Here is an 18,953-nt window from a genome sequence, read left to right as displayed (position 1 = left end):
CTCGGTAGCCAGCACTGGCTGTGGGACGCGCCCCGGCCCGGCCGCCAGACACCGACGACCCCACCCCGCCTTCCTCGCGGGACGGCCCGCCGGTGAACACGGGCCTGCACGTGGTCGACCCGACCACCACCGTCGCCGCCTCCAGTCCTCACGCCCCCGACCCACCGGACGGATGCGAAGGACCTCCTCAGCGAGGCCCGCCAACAGCGCAACACCGCTGCCGAGACGGCCCGGTCGGCGGTGCCCGCGGCCCGTGACAAGGTGGCCGCCTCCTGCCCGGCGTAGCCCTCACCGCCCCCACCGGGGGTGGCGGCGCCGCCGTCAAGGGCGTACGCATCGACGGCGAGGGCAACTGCCTCACCCACACCGACACGTCCGGTGGCGTCTCCTGCTTCGAATACACCCGCTTCGGCCTGCCGGTCGCCCGCACGCGGCCCAGGTGCGGCGGATGCGCACCCTCACCCCGTGCCCGGCTGCAACGCGTGGCCGTCGGCGCGGGCTACCCCGCTTCCCGGTCACCAGGACGAAGCGGGGAACCTGTACCACAGGCGGGTCCACAACCCGAAGCGTCGACGAACGGGTGCCTCACAGTGAAGTCCCACGACTTCGTCACCATCACACGAAAAGTCCTGGACTTCGATGCGGCGACAAGAGAGCGCGCAGCCGACGGCTCCCCACCGACTGCCTGGACCTGATCACCACGCCGGTGACCCACGAAGCCCTGCGCGCGCAGCACGAGGCCCGACCTCGAGCCGACGCACTGCACGCGAGCGTCGCCACACTGGTCGACGACTACCCGAACCCATGGACTGACAGGCGGAGGCGTGCAGTACACGGCGGATCACCGCGCTCACCGGACGGAATCGCATCCGGCTCCGCCTGACGCATCTCGACACGAGCAAGCCCCACGCTTCACCGGAACCAGCGTCACACGAGCGTCAGGACGGTGGCCGCACTCCCTCCGGAAGGGGTCAACGCATCCGCCCTCCCGCACGCCATCTCACGAAGTCGCAAGTCAGCGGCGCTTCCCGGCTCCGCGCCGTCCTCCGCTTGGTGCCCTTCAGGAAGCCGCGCCGGTCGTGCGCGCAGCGCCGCGCTCCGCTGTGCCGTCTCTCGCTCCAGCTGACTCGACTCCGGGCCTCACGGGCCTCACCGATCACGCGTGGGCTGCCTTCGCCTACAGCACGAACGTCGAGGTGCAGAAGGTCGGCGCGGTGGCGACCCGCGGCAACGTCGGCACACTCTGCTGGAGCCCGTCGACGCCACTGTGAAGGGTCCACCGGACTACCGTCCAGGTTGCCGATGTGGCTCAGGAGCAGCGGTTACAACGGGCAGGTGCGCGTAGGTCGTGACCTGGAAATCTACAAGGTGGACGGCACGGGCGTCAGGCAGCGGCCCTGACATCGGGCGACCGCCAACTCTTCCACGCCTGCGTACCCCTCGGCCCCATCGAGCCGCGAAGGCCCCGCTGCACCACCAGCATGAGGTGGAAGAGGCTCACTGCCGAGCCGGGGTCGTGAACGGCAGCACCAGCCGGGACGGGTGCGCGGCGTCCCGGTAGATCTTGTGGGTGACGGGACGGCCCACCGGCAGGTGGAAGGCGTCCGGCGGCAACAGCGCGTTGTGCTCGTCGGCCAACGGCTCGTCGTTGGACAGTTCCACGACCAGCCGGTGCCCCGGCAGGAAGGTTGCCGCGAACGGGTAGACCCGCAGCACGTACTCCTCGATCTTCCCCGGTTCGACCGGCACCGCTCGGACGTGCGGGTGGTGCGGGTCGCCCTCGGTGGTGCGCTCCTCGTCCAGTTCGCGGTGCGACGCCTTGAGGTAGGCGGTCGTGATGAGCTGCCGCCTGCCGCCGGGGGCCTCGTCCCACATGCGCAGGATGAAGTTGGTGTCGGGCTGGTCGATCTCGGCGAACAGGTGTGCCGCGCCCTGGCCGATCATCTCGGTGGGCTCGGTGAACGGCTCGGTGGACCAGCTGAGGATCTCCACCTTGTGGGTGACGGTCAGCGGCGCCTGGTAGAAGCCGTCGGGCACGGCGTGCTCGGCGCCCATCGCCTCGGGCTCGAAGGACAGCCTGTGCCGGGGGCGCAGATAGAGCGGGCGGTACTCGACCTCCTTCGGCGGCCACTGGGCGCCGGTGACGTACTGCCGGGAGCCCTCGACGTGCACGGTCACCGTCGGCTCGTCCATGATCCCGTTGTCGACGCCCTTCAGCCAGTACTCGTACCAGCGGAACATCTTGTCGTGCTCCTCGATGAAGGGCCGCGACTGCATGGGCGGGTAGGGGCCGATGTCGAGCTTCTTGGGGCCCTTGAGCGCGTGGAACAGCTCGATGGTGCCGTCCATCGTCCAGCCACGGCCCTGGTCGATCTGGAGCCAGACCGGGATGTCGATGCTCGGCGCGAGGGTGATCGGGTTGCGCTCCTCGTACCACTCGCCGTCGAGGTCGTTCATCACGATGTCGAACCACGCCTCGTGGTTCCTGGGGTAGTTGAGGACATGGACCAGGTTGGGCCAGGCGGCCACGTCCGGGTCCTTCAGGCGTTCGGCGACCCGCTTCCTGATCTCCGCGGGTGAATACGTCTCCAGCATGCGGGACTTGACCCCGTCGGTGAAGGCCCAGCCGGAGTCGCCGCCGCGGCCCTCGCGGGCGGCGCGGGGCATGAACCACATGACGCCGCCGTGGTACGTGGTCTCGTAGAAGTCGTAGTGGCCACCGCTGACGAAGATCGCCTTGAGGGACGGTGGGCGCTCGGCGGCGGCCAGTACCTGCATCGAGCCGAAGTAGGAGATGCCGATCATGCCGACGTTGCCGTCGCACCAGGGCTGGGCCGCGACCCACTCGATGAAGTCGTAGGCGTCCTGGCCCAACGAGACACCTCCGGCGTTGTAGTTGCCGATGTGCTCGCCCTCGGAGGCGCCGGAGCCCCGCAGGTCGCCGATGACGTGGACGTACCCCTCCTCGACGACGCGCGCGATGTCGCCGGCCTCGATGCAGCCGTCCCACATGGGGCTGGGCCGACGCTGCGGCGGGGTGGTCAGCGCGAGGGCCTGGAGCTCCTTGCCGTACGGGCTCAGGGCCACGAGCGCGGGCCGTGGGGTGTCGTCGACGCCGCTGTAGGTGTCGGCCGCGAGGGTCACGCCGTCGCGCATCGGGACACGGAGGTCCTTGCGGACGGCGATGCTCCGTGCGCCCGCGCGGATCGTCTGGGGGTCGGTCATGAGGGGTGCTCCTGAGTCACGAGTTCTGGTTGCGCAGGCGGTAGCCGTGCATCGAGGTGAAGAACGGCGACGGCTCCAGCGTGGGGTCGCCGGTGTAGCCGAGTTCCTCGGCGGCGGGGCCGAACGGCGAGTACGGGGAGTCCGTCCGCCGCAGGCCCGCGGCCAGGCATCCGCAGGCGGCCGTGGCGACCCGCTCCTCGATGTCCAGACTCTGGGTGATGGCCTCCCGGGCCTGCGTCTCGTCGAGTGCGACGCCGTACGGGGTGCCGTCGGCGCGGCGGTAGGGGTGCCCCAGGTAGAGGTGGCGCGGGCGGACCTCGTCGCGCAGGTGCTCCAGGCTTCCCCGGTAGGCCGCGGGGTCCGTGTAGCCGGGGAAGGCGTTGGCGGCGCCGTGGACCTGGACGGCGTCGCCGGTGAAGACGGAGCGCTGCCCGTCGACGACGTACCCGACGGAGCCCGGTGTGTGGCCGGGGATCGCGTGCACCGACACGGTGACGTCACCGCCGAGAGACAGCGTCTCGCCGCCCTTCACCAGCAGGGAGGGCTCCATCTCGCCGGAGATGACGGCGTTCGCGGCGGCCGTCACCCTGGCCTCGCCGTCGGGGTCGGCCAGGTACCGGCCTCGTCCGGCGAGGTACTCCTCGACGTGCGCGCGGCGCGAGCGGAGCATCGGTGCGTCGGCCTCGTGGATCACGACCCGGGCGCGGCGTCCTGTGCGCTCCCACAGGGCGTGCGCACCGCCGACGTGATCGATGTGACCGTGCGTCAGCAGGATCCACCGTACGTCCTCGATCCGGCGTCCGATCGCCTCGAGCGCCGGGGCCATGCCCTCGGCGGGCGAGGAGGCGATCCCGGTGTCGACGATCGCCGGTTCGGGCGCGTCGATGAAGAAGCTGTACAGCCCGAACCGGCCCCAGGGCGAGACCAGGGGGTGGACGGCGACCGGGTCGTGCGTCATGGTGTCCCCTCCATGCCGGTTCAGCGTCGGCCGAGGAAGGCGGCGGTCTCCTCGAAGACCCGGTGGTACTCCGGGATCCACGAGAAGTGCTGGACGAAGCCGTGGCCCGCGCCCTCGTAGCAGCTGACCGTCGCCGGGACGCCAGCGTCGCGCAGCCGGGCGCCGTACAGCTCGCCCTCGTCGCGCATCGGGTCGTGTTCGGCGGTGACGACCAGGGCCGACGGCAGGCCGGTGAGGTCGGCCCGCTTGATGGGCGACACGAGCGGGTCGGCGGGGTCGGCGCCGCTGTCGAGGTAGAACGCGTTGAACGGCTTCAGCCCGGCGGTCTCCAGGCCGTAGCCGACGGCGTTCTCCCGCAGCGACGGGTAGCGGTCGACGTCGAAGTCCAGGTCGAGCGACGGGTAGTAGAGGACCTGGTGGGTGATCCGGTCGAAGCCGTCGTCATGGGCGCGGGCGGCGACGGCCGCGGCGAAGGTACCGCCGGAGCTGTCGCCGACGACGGCCAGGGTCGTGCCGTCCCAGTCCAGGCCGTTGCCGTCCTGCGCGACCCAGCGCACGACCGCGTAGCAGTCGTCGAGGCCCGCCGGGTAGGCCGCCTCGGGTGCCAGGCGGTAGCCGACGGAGACGACCTTGAGGCCGGTCTCCTTCGCCAGCGAGCGGGCGACGTGGTCGTGGGTGTTCAGGCTGCCGAGGAAGAAGGCGCCGCCGTGGAAGTACACGAGGACGCCGTGGTGTTCGGCCTCGACGGGGGTATAGACGCGGACCGGTACGTCGCCGGCGGGCGTCGTCGCCGTCATGTCCCCGACGGCGTGCAGCGGCAGGCGCTCCTCGGGTGGTGCGACGTGCGCCTCGTCGGCGGCGCGCATCGCGACCGGGTCGAGCGGGCCCTCGGGCGGGGCCGGGAGGGTGGCGAGGAACTTGGCGATCTCGGGGTGCAGTGCCACGGGGTCACTCCTGTCCTGCGGCGGCGGGCTTCTGGCCGGGGAAGACGTCGTTGATCTCTTCCTCGGTCCAGCCCTGGCGCGAGATGCGCTGCAGTTCGTCGGTCACCGGCTTGCGGGTGGCTTGGTAGAGGGCGAGCGCCTCCTTCAGGGAGTCGGCCCGCTGCAGGGCGTCGGCGAGCGCGCCGCCGTCCTCGATGGCCGAGTTGGCGCCCTGGCCCTGGTGGTGGAGCATCGAGTGGGCGGCGTCGCCGACGAGGACGACGGAGTCCGTGTGCCAGGTGTCGACGGGGTCGATGTCGTACACCGCGCGGATGTTCACGGTGTCCATGTCGAGGTCGCGGGTGATGGCCACCAGGCGCTCGTCGAAGCCCTCGACCGTCTTGAGCAGGTCCTCCTTGGTGACCTGCGGTGCCCAGGTGCCGTCCGGGTTGAGGGCGGTGATGTCGAAGGACACCTGGCCGCGGTGGTGCAGCGGCAACAGGTAGACCTTGGTGCCGCGGCCGATGTACATGCGCAGGTTGTCGTCGACGGCCATGCCGTGGGCGGCGTCGGTGGAGATCACCGTGCGGTAGGCGTGCTCGCCGGAGAACACCGGGGGCTTCTGGCTGAACAGCTGGTGGCGGACGACCGACTTGATGCCGTCGGCGCCGACGACCAGGTCGGCCTCGGCCGTGGCGCCGCCCGCGAAGGTGAGGACGGCGCCCTTCCCCTTGTCCTCGACGCTCTCCAGCTTGCGGCCGAGGTGCACCATGCCCTCGGGGAGCACGCCCATGAGGGCGTCGATGAAGTCGCCGCGATGGATGAGGTGGGTGCGGACCTGCTCGCCGTCGGCGGGCCACGCCTCCTTCATGATCGGGTCACCGGTGGCGGTGAGGATCTCGAAGTAGTCGCTGGGCGAGGTGACGTCGGCGATCGCGTCGAAGATCCCCCATTCGCGGAAGCGGTTCATGGTGGAGGGGCGCAGGCCGATGCCCGCGCCGACCTCGCGGATCCGGCTGGCCTGCTCGTAGACGTCCACGCGGGCGCCCAGGAGGCTGAGCGCCTTGGCAGCGGCCGCGCCGCCGTACCCCGCTCCGACGACGGCGATCTTGAGGTTCTTGAGGTCCGAGAGCTGCATCGTTGGTTCTCTCTACTTCTGGAGGGCCAGGAAGGCGGCGGGGTTGTCGACGAAGATCGTCTTGATCGCCGTGTCGTCGAGGCCAGCGGAGCGGAGGTCCGGGATGAGGTCCTCGAAGATGTAGTTGACGGTGTGCCCCTTGACGCCGGGCCAGCCGAGCGGGGAGCAGTTGGCGTCGGCGGAGGCGAGGACCTGGTGGATCCGGCGGCCGCCGTCGATGAAGCGCAGGAAGTGGTCGAGGCGTTCCTTGCGGGGGCGGGCCCAGAACGGCGGGTCGGGCAGCTCGGTCTCGTAGCCGAAGGTGTCGAAGCCGACGCGGCCGCCCTGCTCGGCGATCCACACGTCGCGGGTCACGTCGGCGTTGACGCCGTCGTCGACGTGCCCGAACAGGACGCGGTGCGGGGGCAGTCCCTCCTCCTTGAAGATCGCGACGGCGTTCTCGGCGTCGATCGCGAGGTGGGTGAGGACGGGGGCTCCGGTGGCGAGGGCGGCACGGGCGGCGGCCCGGTAGATCCTCTTGTCCAGCTCGGTCATCCGGCCGCCCCGGCTCACGCCGACCTTGATGACGCCGGCGAGGCTGCCGGTGTCGCCGATGCCGACGGTGATCTCGTGGACGAACTGCCGCGTCAGATAGTCGACGTCGGCGTTCGCGAAGTGCGGCAGGGCGGTGTCGCCGCCGACGAAGCCGGTGCAGGCGACGATGTGCACGCCGGTCTTCGCGGACAGGGACTTGTAGTGGTCGACGTCACGGCCGTTGCAGATGCCGGTGGCGTCGACGAACGTGCCGCCGCCCAGTTCGTGGAACCGGCGCAGCTTGGGGACGGTTTCCTCGTACCGCTGCTCGGGCGTCTTCCACCACTTGGTGTCCAGTTCGGAGCCGGGCATGCCGTACCCGATGTGCTCGTGGACCGCGACGATGCCCAGTTCCTCGGCCGGGACGGGACCCAGGACCGTGTTCACTCTCGACACAACACTCACCTTTGAGAAAGAGACTTGATGGCCGTATCCGCCGGGGCGCTCAGCGCACCAACAGCAGGTCCCGCGGGTTGTCCACGAGAATCCGCCGTACGACGTCCTCGCCGAGGCCCTTGTCCTTGAGAAGCGGGACGAAGTCGGTCAGGACGTGGCTGTACGGCAGGTCGTTGCCCGGGTGGCCCTTGGCGACGCCGGTGGCACCGGCCGACAGCAGGACCCGGCCGGTCAGGCCAGCCTCGGCCAACTCCAGTACGAGGGCGACGCGTTCGGCGTCCGTCACGTGGGCCTCGTCCTGCGTACCGACGTGGTCGAGCGCGACGTACGCACCGCGGCGGGCGACCTCCAGGCACGCCCCGGCGGCGACGGCGTCCTTGCGGTCGAGCCCGCCGACGACGACCCGGTCGGCGGGCAGCTTCTCGTCCAGGACGACGTCCAGGTCCCGGAGGGCGTCCTTGCCGTACCGGATGGAGACGGGGACGCCGGTGGCGAGCGCCGTCCGGGCCGCACTCCGGAACAGGCTCTCGTCGGTCGCGGTCATGCCGGTGCGGGTGGCGGCGGTGGCGACCAGGCCAGCGGCGCCGCGCCGCTCGACGCGCGGGACGACCATGCCCTCGGTGACCTCCTTGGTGAAGAGGTCGGCGAACTTCTCGGCTGGCCACGGCGTCGGCGGGTTGGTCTGCGGGGTGCGGAAGTAGCCGCCCAGCATGTCCTCGGGTCCTTGGCCGGTCGAAGCGACGATGTGCACGCCCGTCGTGCGGGCGAGCGTCTCGTAGAGCCGCACGTCACGGCCGTGGAACATGCCGGTGCTGTCGACGATCGTGCCGCCGCCGTGCGCCTTGAAACCGTTCAGCTTGGCGGCGAGGGTCTGGAAGATCTCGGCGCGGTCGAGGGTGATGTCGTAGGCGTGTTCGGCACCTGGCACCACCGACAGCAGCGCCTCGTGGACCGAGACGACGCCCAGGTCCGCGGCTGGCACCGGGCCTAGGACGGTGTTGACGGTGTTGCTCTCGACGCTCATGCGCATGCCTCACATCTCCGGTGTGGGGTGCCCACGCACCCTGTGGCTGCCGTCACGGTAACCATTCGCTTTACACATCGTCAATGAAACAAACATCATGAAAAACCAACGCGCCATGGCGTGAGCGCCACGGAAGCCCTTGCGCGAGTTCGAAAGGCGTGCGACACGCACGCCGTGCATGCCAGGGCATGCCGGAGCGTGCCGGGGCATGCCGGAGCGTGCCAAGCATTCATTTGTTCGATGCGAGTCCGGACATTTCACTGTGGGGCATGAGCACCCACCCACCCTCGACGTGGACCTCTTCGCCGACGAAGTCGTCCTCGACCCGTACCCTGTCTTCGCCTAGTTGCGGGAACACGGCCCGGTCGTGCACCTGCCGCACAACGCCGTCTACGCGCTGACGCGGTACGACATCATCCGCGGGCACTCGCCGACTGGGAGTCGTTCTCCTCGACGTCGATCGCATGCAATCCGATGGCCAACGAGGCCCTGACCGGCACGTCGCTGGCGTCCGACCCGCCCGCGCACACCCGGTCGCGCGCCACCCTCACCGAGAACCTCTCCCCGCGCGCTACGCGGCCTGAAGGGCTCCATCACGGCGAAGGCCGACACCCTGGTCACCGAACTGGTGGAGAGGGGCTCCTTGAGGCAAATTTCGTCGCCCTCTTCACCCGCCACCCCGACCAGCTCGCCCTCGTCCGCGAGGATCCCTCGCTGGTGCCCGCGGCCTCCAACGAGGTGCTGTGCTTCTGGGCGCCCGTCCACGCCTGGGGCCGCCGCGTCACACAGGACGTCACGATCGAGGGGACCGAGATCCCGGCGGGCGCGCAGGTCGCGATCCTGTTCGACGCCGGAAACCGCGACCCGCGCCACTACGGAAACCCGGACGCGTTCGTCGTCGAGCGCGATCCCGTCGACCATCTGTCGTTCGGCGACGGCCCGCACGGCTGCGCGGGCCAGGGGCTCGCCCGGCTGGAGGCCCACGCCGTGATCGGGGCGCTGTCCCGCCGGGTCGGACGCCTCGTCGCCGGACCCGAGGTCCGCGTCCCCAGCAACACCACCCGGAGCATCGAGCAACTCCCCGTCCTGGAGGTGATCCCCGCATGAAGATCGTTCTCGACCGTCCCCGCCGCGAGGGCCACGGCCTGTGTGAGGAGGCCGCCCCTCAGCTGACGCACCTCGACGACGAGGGCGAACTCGTCCTGGACCGCGAGGCGTTCGACGCGGCCGACGCCGCCCTGGCCCAGGCCGCTGTGCGGGTGTGTCCCGTCGCGGCCCTGAGGATCGCGTGAGCACCGCACCCCTCGGGCGCGTGGTCGTGGTGGGCAACGGCATCGCCGGACTCACCGCGGCCCACACGCCGCGCGAGGCCGGGTTCGACGGCGAGCTGACCATCGTCGGCGACGAACGGCACCCCGCGTACAGCCGCCCCGCCCTGTCCAAGGCGCTGCTGCTCGACGGCGACGACCTGACCTCGCACGAGCTTCCGCCGCCCGGCCACGGGGCGACCGAACTGCTCGGCGTGCGGGCGACCGGCCTCGACGTGGACCGCAGGCTCGTCTCCCTCGACGACGGCACGGCCCTGCCGTACGACCGGCTGGTACTGGCCACCAGGTCCCGGGCCCGGCGGCTGTCCGCCCTGCCCGGCGAACTCACCCTGCGCGGGCTCGACGACGCGCTGGCCCTACGCCGACGAGTGGCGGCCGGACCGTCGGTCGTCGTGGTGGGCGGCGGCCCGCTCGGCATGGAGATCGCGTCCGGCTGCCTGACCTCCGGCTGCGAGGTCACCCTCGTCTCGCAGGGCACACCCCTGCGACAGCAGGTCGGCCCGTACCTGGCCGACGTCTTCGTGCGGACCGCGCGGGAGCGGGGACTCACGGTCGTGGAGACCGCCGGGGCACAGCTGGAGGGCGGCGGCGGGGTGCCGAGGGTCGTGCTTGCCGAAGGCGGAGTCCTGGAGGCCGAGGTCGTGCTCACCGCCGCGGGCGACGTCCCCGACACGGAGTGGCTCGCCGACTCCGGGCTCACCGCGCGGGGCGCCATCGAGGTCGACGCGCGCGGGCTCGTACCGCCCGACGTGGCGGCCGTCAGGGACCTCGCGGCCTTCCCCACCCCGCGGGGGCGGCGCCGCGTACCCCTGTGGAGCAGCGCGATCGAGCAGGCGACGGTCGCGGCGCGGGCCCTCGTGCACGGGGACGGTCGCGGCGCGGACCCTCGTGCACGGGGACGCGACGCCGCCGCTGCGGTTCCAGCCGTACTTCTGGACGGAACAGTTCGGGCTGAGCCTGAAGGCGGTCGGCACCCTGCCCGTGGACGGCGAGCCGGAGTACGTCGACGGGGAGCCCGGCGGCGGACCCGCTCTGATGCGCTGGCCGCACGCCGACGGCACCGCCGACGTCGTCGCCCTGGACTACCGCGTACCGATCCCCCGGCTGCGCCGGTTGACCCAGGCGGCCGCGTAGGCTGCGCCCCCATGAGCGCGGAGGATCGGGGCACCACGAACTCGGGCCTGGACCGGCTGGCGTCGGTCAACCTGAATCTCCTGGTGCCCCCTCTCGCGCTCCTGGAGGAACGGTCGGTGACGAAGGCCGCGGAGCGCGTCGGCCTCTCCCAGCCCGCGATGAGCCACGCCCTGACCCGGATGCGGCGCCTCCTCGGGGACGACCTGGTCGTCCGGCAGGGCAGCGGGGTCACACTGACGCCGCGCGCGCTGGAACTGGTGGGGCCGCTGCGCGGCGCCCTGCGGCAGACGGCGCGCATCGTGAACTTCCCGGTCTTCGACCCGGCGACGGACGGCCGGATCATCACGGTCGCCATGACGACGAGCACGGCGTTCGTCGTCGGCCCCTGGCTGACACCCGGCTCGTCCGGGAGCGCGCCCCGCACACCACTCTGCGGCTGCGCACCATCACGGTGCCGACCGAGACGACCTGCACCGATCAAGGCGGCGACGTGGTGCTGATCTCCGATCCTGGTGGCCCGCGCTGGCGGGGTCGCGCTGCTGCGGCACCAGGTCGCCGTCGCCATGCGGCGGCTGTCCGATCTGCGCATCGAGGAGTTTCCGTTCCCGCTGCCCGGGCTCGGCATCGACATGGTGTGGAACCCGAGGCTGACCGACCAGCACTTCGTGGCGTGGCTGCGGGCGCTGCTCCAGGAGGTCGCGGCGGGGCTCTGAGCGCCGGTCAGTTCAGCAGGCGCACCCAACTGTCGGCAAGCTCCTCCAGCATCTGGTCGCGGGTCAGCTTCCAGTCGGAGCCGTCCCAGTGCTGGGCCACGTAGTCGAGCTGGGACATGGCGAGCACGCCCCGGAAGTGCCGCTGGTGGGGTGCGAACCGGCCAGCCGCGGTGAGGCCGTCCTCGATGTCGCTGATGGCCTCCTCCAGCCAGCGCTCCACCAGGTCGGGCAGGTCCGGGTCGATCACCGCGGCGTCACGGCCGATGCGGATGATCGGGCGGATCACCGGCCAGCTCTCGGCGGTCCGGCGCAGCCACGCCATGATCGCCTCCGCCGACCCATCGGCGACGGTGGTCACCAGGTCCTGGGCGGTGGAGCCGTGCTCGGGCGAGCGGACGCGCTGGAGCGCCTCGTTGAGCTGCTCGTCGATGAGCGCCCGCATCAACGCACTGCGGGTGGGGAAGTACGCGTAGAAGGTGACGCGTGTGGTGCCCGCGGCGGTGGCGATGTCGTCCACCGTGGTGGCGGCGTACCCCTTCGCCTTGAAGAGCTGCAGTCCCGACTCCAGCAGCAGACGGCGCGTCATCTGCTTCTGTGCCTCACGAAGGTTCGCCATGCCGGAGATCCTAGCCCTGCCCCGGCACGGCGCACTCTCAGCTTACGCACAGTCCGCGGGGACGACATCGTGTAAAGCCCTGCCGCCTCTCAGCAGGTCAGCTCGACGTCCAGGCGCTCCCGCAGTGCGGCCACGGAGATGCCGTACGTCTCCAGCACCCGGACGCCGTCCGGGCCGACGGCGAAGACGCCGTGGTCGGTGGAGACGCGGTCGACGCAGCCGGGCCCGGTGAGCGGGTACGTGCACGCGGGCACCAGCTTGGCGCGCCGTCCCGGGTGAACAGCTTCAACATCACCAGCCCGTGCCGGGCCCCCACGGCGAGGTCCATGGCGCCGCCGACGGCGGGGATCGCCTCGGGGTCGCGGGATGGCGCGGGTGATGCGCGCGGCGAGTTCGTCGGTGGTGAGCGGGGCGCGGTCGGCCTGCTCCAGCACGGAGGACGTCATCAGCGGGCCCCTTCCACAGTGAGCCGACGGGCCTCGGCCCGTACGAGTCGGTCGACGAAGACGCCGGGCGTCACCACGGTTTCCGGGTCGATCCCCCCGGCTGGCACTGGTCCCGGCGATGGTCGTGATCATCCATGGCCCACCTCACCTGTCACGTTCTCCAGGACGACCGCGAGGGCCTGTCCCACGCCGATGCAGATGGCCGCGACGCCCCAGCGCTCGCGCCGCTCCCGCAGCACCTCGGCAGGGGTGCCGAGGAGACGGCCGCCGGAGGCGCCCAGCGGGTGCCCGAGGGCGATGGCCCCGCCACGGGTGATGACGATCTCCGGGTCCACGTCCCAGGCGTCCCCGCAGGCCAGCGACTGCATGGCGAACGCCTCGTTCAGCTCGACGGCGCCGACATCGCCCCAGCCGATGTGTCGGCCCGGCGCAGTCCGTCCGTCGGCACGACCAGGCCGTCGTAGGAGCCCTCGTCCCAGGCGGCGGCCGCGAGGCGGTGCGAGCGGGCCGCGAAGGCGTCCTGGCGTTCCCGGGAGATGCCGAACTTCTGCTGGAGCAGTTCGTTGCGCTCGCCCAGCGAGACCGTCCACTCCTTCGGCAACGCGGGGCTGACCAGCCGCCAGCCGAGGGTGGTGGAGACGCCCGTGACGTCGCGGGCGGGAAAGGCCCGGTCCGGCTTGGGCAGCACCCAGGGGGCGCGGATCATGGACTCCACGCCGCCCGCGACGACGACGTCGGCGTCGCACGACTCCAGGGCGCGGGACCGGGGTCCTGTCGAGCAGGCCGGTCAGCGCGGTCGCGGCGCGGTCGTCGGGGCGCACCCCGGCGAGTGCGCCGCCGAACCGGCCGAACGGGGTGCGGGCCGCCGCGTACAGATGGGCGTCGCTCATGCCGCGCCCCCCGCGAGGGCCGCCTCGCCGACCGGCGCCGAGGACAGCGGGATCGGCGTGAACATCTCCGGCTCCTGGTCCGGCGTCAGGGCGGTCGGACCGTACAGCCAGTCGGTGAAGGAGTAGTCGTAGGTGTCGCGGGCGCGCAGCAGGGCGTTGCGCTGCTCGCGGGCGAGGCCGTCGAGGTGCCACAGCTCGCCCCAGGCGCGGGAGGTGGTCAGCACGCGTCGGCAGTGCTCGGGCCGGACGGCCTCGTAGGCGGCGAGCGCGGCGCTCCAGTCGACCGTGCCGCCCTCGGCGCGGTGGCGGGCGACGTGCTCGCCCAGCACCCAGCCGTCCTCGATGGCCATGATCGCGCCCTGTGCAAGGTACTGCAGCGGCGGGTGCGCGGAGTCGCCGAGCAGCGCGATCCGGCCGTGCACCCACTGCATGATCGGGTTGCGGTCGTACATCCGCCACCACTTGTCCCGCCACATGAAGGGCAGGCCATCGCGGACGAAGTCGCAGGTGTCGGCGAAGGCGGCGTCGAGTTCGTCGGGGGTGCCCCAGTCGTCCCGGCTGGCCAGGGCCTTGGGCGACTCGAACACGGCGACCTGGTTGAGCAGTTTGCCGCCGCGCAGGCCGTAATGGACGAAGTGGCAGCGGGGGCCGACGTACACCACGACCTCGCCGGGGTCGACGGACGTCACGCGCGGCTGCCCGGCGGGGACGGTGCCGCGGTAGGCGACGTACGCCGAGGAGACGGGCTCGTCGTGGACGAGCAGCCTGCGGGCGACGGAGTGCAGGCCGTCCGCCGCGATCACAGCACCGGCCTCGGGGGTCTCGCCGGAGGCGAGGGTCACGCGGGCACCGGCCCCGGTGTTCTCGTACGAGGTCACCTGCGCGTCGTTGGTCAGCTCGACACCGGCGCGTTCGCACGCGCGCAGCAGCAGGCCGTGCAGGTCGCTGCGGTGGATGACCAGGTACGGGTAGCCGTAGCGCTGCTCCAGGTGCCGCAGGTCGAGCCGGGTCAGCTCGTCGCCGTCGACGGCGTCGCGCATGACCATCGCATCCGGGACCACGCCGAGGCTCTTGGCCTCCTCCAGGAGGCCGTAGTCGTCGAGGATGCGGGTGCAGTTGGGGGCGAGCTGGATGCCAGCGCCGACCTCGCCGAAGGCGGGGGCGCTCTCCAGCAGGCGGACGTTCAGGCCCTGGCGGGTGAGCGAGAAGGCGGCGCCGAGGCCGCCGATACCGCCGCCGACGACGATCACATCACGGTGGGACATGGGATGCACTCCTCTACAACCAGGGACCGAGCGCGGGGGCGCCGGGGAGCGAGTGGGGCCGACCTGCCAGCCAGGCGGCGGCCTCCGGCAGCGGGCCGTCGGGCAGCTCGGCCAGTCCGCGCTTCGCCCGGATCTCGGCGACGAGCGCGGTCAGGAAGCCCTTCGGCAGGTCGGCGAAGGTGACGACGCCGGTGCCGAGGTCGACGGCGTGGACACACACCTCGCGGGCGCGCATCCACGGCAGCTCGGTGGCGGGGACGGTACGGCCCTGGGCGGTGACGACCTCGCGCCCCCACTGCTCGTCGGTGAGCCCCTCCAGTCCCGCCGCCAGCTTGTGCGCGGAGGCCGCCAGCCAGGAGCGGAGTTCGTCGGCGGAGAGAGTGGGGCCCTTGGCGATGCCCGTGGCGCGTTCCTCGGGGGAGGCGTACATCGGCCGTTCCTCGCCGGTGGCAGCCCAGTGCACCAGGTTGCCCAGGGCGTCGGCGTTGGCGGCGACATGCGCCACCAGGTGCTTGCGCGTCCAGTCCGGCAGCAGGCTGGGCGCCGAGAAGGCATCCTCGTCCAGTCCCGCAACGGCGTCGAGCAGCAGCTCGGTGCCGGTACGGGCCCAGGCGCGCGCGTCGTCGCGGGTGCGCGGGGCGCAGGTCATCCCTCGACCACCTTGTTGGAGCAGGCGCCCAGGCCAGCGATCTCGGTGACCACGGTCTGACCAGGCAGCAGGAACGCCTTCGGGTCGCGGGCGTTGCCGACGCCGGCCGGAGTGCCGGTGGCGATGATGTCGCCCGGGCGCAGAGTGATGACGGTGGAGATGTACCGCACCAGGAAGACCGGGTCGAACAGCAGCGTGCCGGTGTTGTCCTGCTGCATGACCTCGCCGTCGACGACCGTCTTCACCTCGAGCGCGGGGCGTACGCCGCCGACCTCGTCGGGGGTGACGACCCAGGGGCCGACCGGGGTGGTGGCCTCCCAGATCTTGCCCTGGGTCCACTCGATGGTGCGGAACTGCCAGTCGCGCAGCGAGATGTCATTCATGACGGTGAAGCCAGCGATGGCGTCGGCGGCCTGCTGCTCGTCGGCGCGCCGGACCCGCTTCCCGATGACGACGGCCAGTTCGACCTCCCAGTCGAGGGTGTCGGTCTCGGCCGGCTTGGCGATGTCGTCGTTCGCGCCGATCAGGGTGTCGGCGAACTTCGGGAACAGGGTCGGGTGGCTGGGCAGCTCCCGTCCCATCTCCTTGATGTGGTTGGTGTAGTTGTGGCCGACGCAGACCACCTTGGAAGGGTTCGGGACGACCGGCGCGAAGTCGGCGCCCTCGACCGGGTAGGCCGTGCCGGACGCGGCTGCGGCCTTGCCCTGCCAGTCGTCCTCGGCGAACAGCTCGCCCAGGTCGGCGTACCCGAGGTCGACGAGCGTGTCACCGTCGAGGCGGACCGCCCGGGTCCCGTCGGCGGTGCGGAGGGTGGCGAGCTTCATGGTCAGGCGTCCTTCTGGGTGCGGTCGAGCTTCAGCGCTTCGAAGACAGGCGCGTCGGAGAAACGGAACAGGTCGAGGGAGCCGGAGTCGGAGTCGGTCGCGCCCGCCTCGGACCTCGCGGAGAACGGCTCCCAGGACGGGACGACGAACAGGTCGCCGCGGGTGACCGTCCAGGACCTGTCGCCGACGGTGACCACGCCGGAGCCGTCGAAGACCTGGTAGACGGAGGAGCCGGTCTCGCGCAGCGGCGCGGTCTCGGCGCCGCGGGCGACGCGGTGGAACTCGGCGCGGATCGTCGGCAGGACGTCGGAGCCGTCGTGCGGGTTGGAGTACCGCACGGCGGCGTGGCCGGGCTCGACGGTGCCGCCGAAGCCCTTTTTCTCCAGCAGCAGTTGGTCGGCGAGGGCGGCGTTCGTGTACTCCCACTTGTACGACAGCAGGGGGCTGCCGGGCGTGGCGGGCGTGGCCGACAGGGGGCGCAGGCCGGGGTGGCCCCACAGCCGCTCGGAGCGGGAGCGCTCGGGGGTGGTCCGCTCGGCGTCGCTGATCTCGTCGCGGCCGGTCTCGAAGAACTGCGCCTCGGTGACGTACTGGAAGGGGATGTCCAGGCCGTCGATCCAGGCCATCGGCTCGGAGGTGGCGTTGTGGTGGGCGTGCCAGTTCCAGCCGGCCTGCGGCAGGAAGTCGCCGCGGTTCATCGGCACGGGGTCGCCGCCGACGACCGTCCACACGCCCGAGCCCTCGACGACGAAGCGGAAGGCGTGCTGGGTGTGGCGGTGCTCGGGGGCGTCCTCGCCGGGCATGAGGTACTGGATGGCGGCCCACAGCGTCGACGTGGCGAAGGGCCTGCCGCCGAGGGACGGGTTGGCCAGCGCGATCGCACGACGCTCCCCGCCCCGCCCGACCGGCACGATGTCACCGGCCTGTGCGGCCAGCTCGCGCAGCCGCTCCCAGCGCCACAGGTACGGCACGGCGCGCGAGCGCGGGTGGACCGGCATCAGGTCACCGATCTCGGTCCACAGCGGGATGAGCAGTTCCTGCTCGAAGCCCCGGTACAGCTCCTCGAGCGCCGGGGTGACCTCGGGCTGCCCCTCCGCGGCGACGGCCTGGAGCCGCACCGGGGAGCCCGTGGCGATGTCTTGGGTGAGGGAGGTGTCAGTCACGGAGCCAGCGTGCATGGCGTCTGCTGGTGGAACATATGGATTCTGTACAGCAGAATGCGAGAGGTCACCGATGGACAAGCCACTGAAGACGCCGCCGCCCTACCCCATCGCCAGCGTGGACCACGCGCTGCGGGCGGCGACCATCCTGCAGATGGAGGGCGGCGCGACCGTGGCGCAGCTCGCGGAGCGCCTGGGCGTCGCCCGGTCGACGGCCCACCGCATCCTGGCGATGCTCGTCTACCGGGACTTCGCCGTGCGCGGCGAGGACCGCGTCTACCGCGCGGGCCCGGTGCTGGAGCTGGCCGCCCACTCCCAGTCGCTCGTGTCACGGCTGCGCACGGTGGCCCTCCCCCACCTGCACCGGGTCGTCGATCTCCTCGACGAGACGACGAACCTGATCGTGCGTACAGGGGATACGGCGCGGTTCATCGCCAGCGTCGAATGTCGGCAGGCCCTTCGGGTCGGGTCCCGGGAGGGGATGGTCTTCCCCGCCCACCGGACCACGGCGGGACTCCTCCTGCTGGCCGACCTGGCCGACGAGGAACTGGAGAAGGTCTACGCCCCCGGGCGCTACCGCGACCGCCCGGCCGACCGCCCCGACCTCGCCCGGCTGCGGACGGAGCTCAGGCGCCTGCGTCGCGGCGGTTTCGCCGTCAACCGGGAGCGGTCCGAACGCGGTCTCGTCGCCGTCGGCGTCCTGGTGCGCGGCCGGGACGGCACCGCGCTGGCCGGCGTCTCCGTCTCGATGCCCAGCGTGCGCTACGACCCGCGGCGCCTGCGCTCCCTGGTCGCCACGCTGGAGGCCGCGGCGCACTCCCTTGAAGAGGACTTGACCGACCAGCCGTGAAGCCCGGCTCGTCAGCCTCACAGCTGCACGCGAAGAACAGAATCAACGGGACGACGACGTCCCCGGGCCCAACCGCGGGGACCGCCCGGACACCGGGCTACGCGGGAACACTGTCCTCGCCGCCTGCGGCGCGTCTTCGTGGCCCAGGTCGCGAACGCGCTGCCAGCCTCGCTGAACGGGCTCTTTCAGCGGGACCTGAACACCCACGGATCCCAGCTCACCTGGATCACCGCCGCGTTCATGATCGCCGTGGTCTGCTTCGAATTCACCTTCGGCGTCCTCGGTGACCTCTTCGGGCGGCGCAGGCCCGTCGTGGCCGACACGGCCCTGGTCGTCGCGGGCAGCACCGTGGCCGCGCTCGCGCCCACAGTCCAGGTGCTGTGGGTCGGCGCCGCCCTCAACGGACTGGGCGTCGGCGCCATGTTCCCCGGCTCGCTCACCGCGCTCACCGCCGTCACCCGCGGCATGCGGGACCGCGCGCACGCGGTGGCGCTCTGGAGCGGCTTTCTTCGCCTCCCCGGACCCACTCGGACTCGGTCCCGCGCCCAACCCCGTAGCCTACGTCGACAATCCACATTCCTGGACGGACCCGCTAGGACTCGCCCCGTGCCCTCGCGGTGCGTGGGCGGACAAGGCCGACTTCACCAGCCAGAAGGTGATGAGCAAGAAGTTCCACGCTCACGCGGGTGACTTCCTCGACAGTCCCGAAAACCTGAACAAGACCAACCTGCAACGGTTCGAAAGAAGCGATGCGTGAGTACATGACAGCGGACGGGACGAAAATCTACCGGTTCGACTACAGAAACCAGGGACCGGCTGTCGGGTTCATCGATCCAACGTC

16 protein-coding genes and 4 pseudogenes are annotated in these 18,953 nt (G+C 71.4%); 7 read left to right on the top strand and 13 right to left on the bottom strand.

Going from position 1 to position 18,953, the window contains the following annotated elements:
- Positions 1-147 precede the first annotated feature (147 nt).
- A pseudogene (locus tag ACFVQG_RS34035) lies at positions 148-285 on the top strand (putative T7SS-secreted protein); the annotation flags it as partial.
- Between the two features lie 1,212 nt (positions 286-1,497).
- Here the strand turns inward: ACFVQG_RS34035 and ACFVQG_RS34030 are convergent.
- The 6 genes from ACFVQG_RS34030 to ACFVQG_RS34005 are packed head-to-tail and all read right to left on the bottom strand — an operon-like array spanning position 1,498 to position 8,237.
- On the bottom strand, positions 1,498-3,225 hold the full coding sequence (locus ACFVQG_RS34030) for a CocE/NonD family hydrolase (protein ID WP_383391097.1): 1,728 nt from the start codon (positions 3,223-3,225) through the stop codon (positions 1,498-1,500).
- Between the two features lie 16 nt (positions 3,226-3,241).
- Positions 3,242-4,183: an MBL fold metallo-hydrolase gene (locus ACFVQG_RS34025; protein ID WP_383391095.1), complete on the bottom strand. Its 942-nt coding sequence runs from the start codon at positions 4,181-4,183 to the stop codon at positions 3,242-3,244.
- Positions 4,184-4,203: 20 nt separating this feature from the next.
- Complete coding sequence (locus tag ACFVQG_RS34020) at positions 4,204-5,127, bottom strand: alpha/beta hydrolase (RefSeq protein WP_383391092.1); 924 nt, start codon at positions 5,125-5,127, stop codon at positions 4,204-4,206.
- Positions 5,128-5,131: 4 nt separating this feature from the next.
- Complete coding sequence (locus tag ACFVQG_RS34015) at positions 5,132-6,244, bottom strand: FAD-dependent oxidoreductase (RefSeq protein ID WP_383391089.1); 1,113 nt, start codon at positions 6,242-6,244, stop codon at positions 5,132-5,134.
- A 12-nt stretch (positions 6,245-6,256) separates the two neighbouring features.
- Complete coding sequence (locus ACFVQG_RS34010; RefSeq protein WP_383391086.1) at positions 6,257-7,213, bottom strand: phosphotriesterase; 957 nt, start codon at positions 7,211-7,213, stop codon at positions 6,257-6,259.
- 49 nt (positions 7,214-7,262) lie between these two features.
- A complete protein-coding gene (locus tag ACFVQG_RS34005; RefSeq protein WP_383391085.1) occupies positions 7,263-8,237 on the bottom strand; it encodes a phosphotriesterase in 975 nt (324 codons plus the stop codon).
- Between the two features lie 474 nt (positions 8,238-8,711).
- Between ACFVQG_RS34005 and ACFVQG_RS34000 the strand changes: the two genes are divergently transcribed.
- Genes ACFVQG_RS34000 through ACFVQG_RS33985 form a run of 4 tightly spaced genes read left to right on the top strand, consistent with a single transcriptional unit; the run spans position 8,712 to position 11,412 of the window.
- Complete coding sequence (locus ACFVQG_RS34000; protein ID WP_383391083.1) at positions 8,712-9,344, top strand: cytochrome P450; 633 nt, start codon at positions 8,712-8,714, stop codon at positions 9,342-9,344.
- Positions 9,341-9,529 (top strand): ferredoxin, encoded by a 189-nt coding sequence (locus ACFVQG_RS33995; protein WP_383391081.1) that lies wholly within the window; start codon positions 9,341-9,343, stop codon positions 9,527-9,529. The genes ACFVQG_RS34000 and ACFVQG_RS33995 overlap by 4 nt, the downstream gene beginning before the upstream one ends.
- Entirely contained in the window at positions 9,526-11,199 is a 1,674-nt protein-coding gene (locus tag ACFVQG_RS33990) for an FAD-dependent oxidoreductase (protein WP_383391078.1), read from the top strand. Before ACFVQG_RS33995 ends, ACFVQG_RS33990 begins: the two co-directional genes overlap by 4 nt.
- 12 nt (positions 11,200-11,211) lie before the next feature.
- Complete coding sequence (locus ACFVQG_RS33985; RefSeq protein WP_383391075.1) at positions 11,212-11,412, top strand: hypothetical protein; 201 nt, start codon at positions 11,212-11,214, stop codon at positions 11,410-11,412.
- A gap of 7 nt (positions 11,413-11,419) precedes the next feature.
- Here the strand turns inward: ACFVQG_RS33985 and ACFVQG_RS33980 are convergent, their stop codons facing one another.
- The 7 genes and pseudogenes from ACFVQG_RS33980 to ACFVQG_RS33950 form a co-directional block, all read right to left on the bottom strand.
- A complete protein-coding gene (locus tag ACFVQG_RS33980) occupies positions 11,420-12,028 on the bottom strand; it encodes a TetR/AcrR family transcriptional regulator (RefSeq protein ID WP_383391072.1) in 609 nt (202 codons plus the stop codon).
- An 89-nt stretch (positions 12,029-12,117) separates the two neighbouring features.
- Positions 12,118-12,389: pseudogene (locus ACFVQG_RS33975) on the bottom strand (3-oxoadipate CoA-transferase); the annotation flags it as partial.
- A gap of 213 nt (positions 12,390-12,602) precedes the next feature.
- Positions 12,603-13,364 (bottom strand): annotated as a pseudogene (locus tag ACFVQG_RS33970) (hypothetical protein).
- A complete protein-coding gene (locus ACFVQG_RS33965; RefSeq protein ID WP_383391069.1) occupies positions 13,361-14,629 on the bottom strand; it encodes an FAD-dependent monooxygenase in 1,269 nt (422 codons plus the stop codon). The pseudogene ACFVQG_RS33970 and the gene ACFVQG_RS33965 overlap by 4 nt, the downstream one beginning before the upstream one ends.
- Before the next feature lie 13 nt (positions 14,630-14,642).
- A complete protein-coding gene (locus ACFVQG_RS33960) occupies positions 14,643-15,278 on the bottom strand; it encodes a maleylpyruvate isomerase family mycothiol-dependent enzyme (protein ID WP_383391067.1) in 636 nt (211 codons plus the stop codon).
- Positions 15,275-16,102 (bottom strand): fumarylacetoacetate hydrolase family protein, encoded by an 828-nt coding sequence (locus ACFVQG_RS33955; RefSeq protein WP_383391065.1) that lies wholly within the window; start codon positions 16,100-16,102, stop codon positions 15,275-15,277. The genes ACFVQG_RS33960 and ACFVQG_RS33955 overlap by 4 nt, the downstream gene beginning before the upstream one ends.
- Positions 16,103-16,104: 2 nt before the next feature.
- The gene (locus ACFVQG_RS33950) at positions 16,105-17,265 is read right to left on the bottom strand and encodes a cupin domain-containing protein (RefSeq protein ID WP_383391062.1); all 1,161 of its coding nucleotides are present in this window, start codon (positions 17,263-17,265) and stop codon (positions 16,105-16,107) included.
- Positions 17,266-17,335: 70 nt separating this feature from the next.
- On the opposite strand from ACFVQG_RS33950, the gene ACFVQG_RS33945 reads away from it, so the two are divergent.
- Both ACFVQG_RS33945 and ACFVQG_RS33940 read left to right on the top strand, forming a co-directional pair.
- The gene (locus ACFVQG_RS33945; protein ID WP_383391060.1) at positions 17,336-18,112 is read left to right on the top strand and encodes an IclR family transcriptional regulator; all 777 of its coding nucleotides are present in this window, start codon (positions 17,336-17,338) and stop codon (positions 18,110-18,112) included.
- 138 nt (positions 18,113-18,250) lie between these two features.
- Positions 18,251-18,562 (top strand): annotated as a pseudogene (locus ACFVQG_RS33940) (MFS transporter); the annotation flags it as partial.
- Between the last annotated feature and the right edge of the window lie 391 nt (positions 18,563-18,953).

It is taken from the genome of Streptomyces sp. NPDC057877 (genome assembly GCF_042796855.1).
GTDB lineage: Bacteria > Actinomycetota > Actinomycetes > Streptomycetales > Streptomycetaceae > Streptomyces.
Note: the sequence above shows the minus strand (reverse complement) of the source record. Positions and strands in the feature narration are given on the sequence as shown.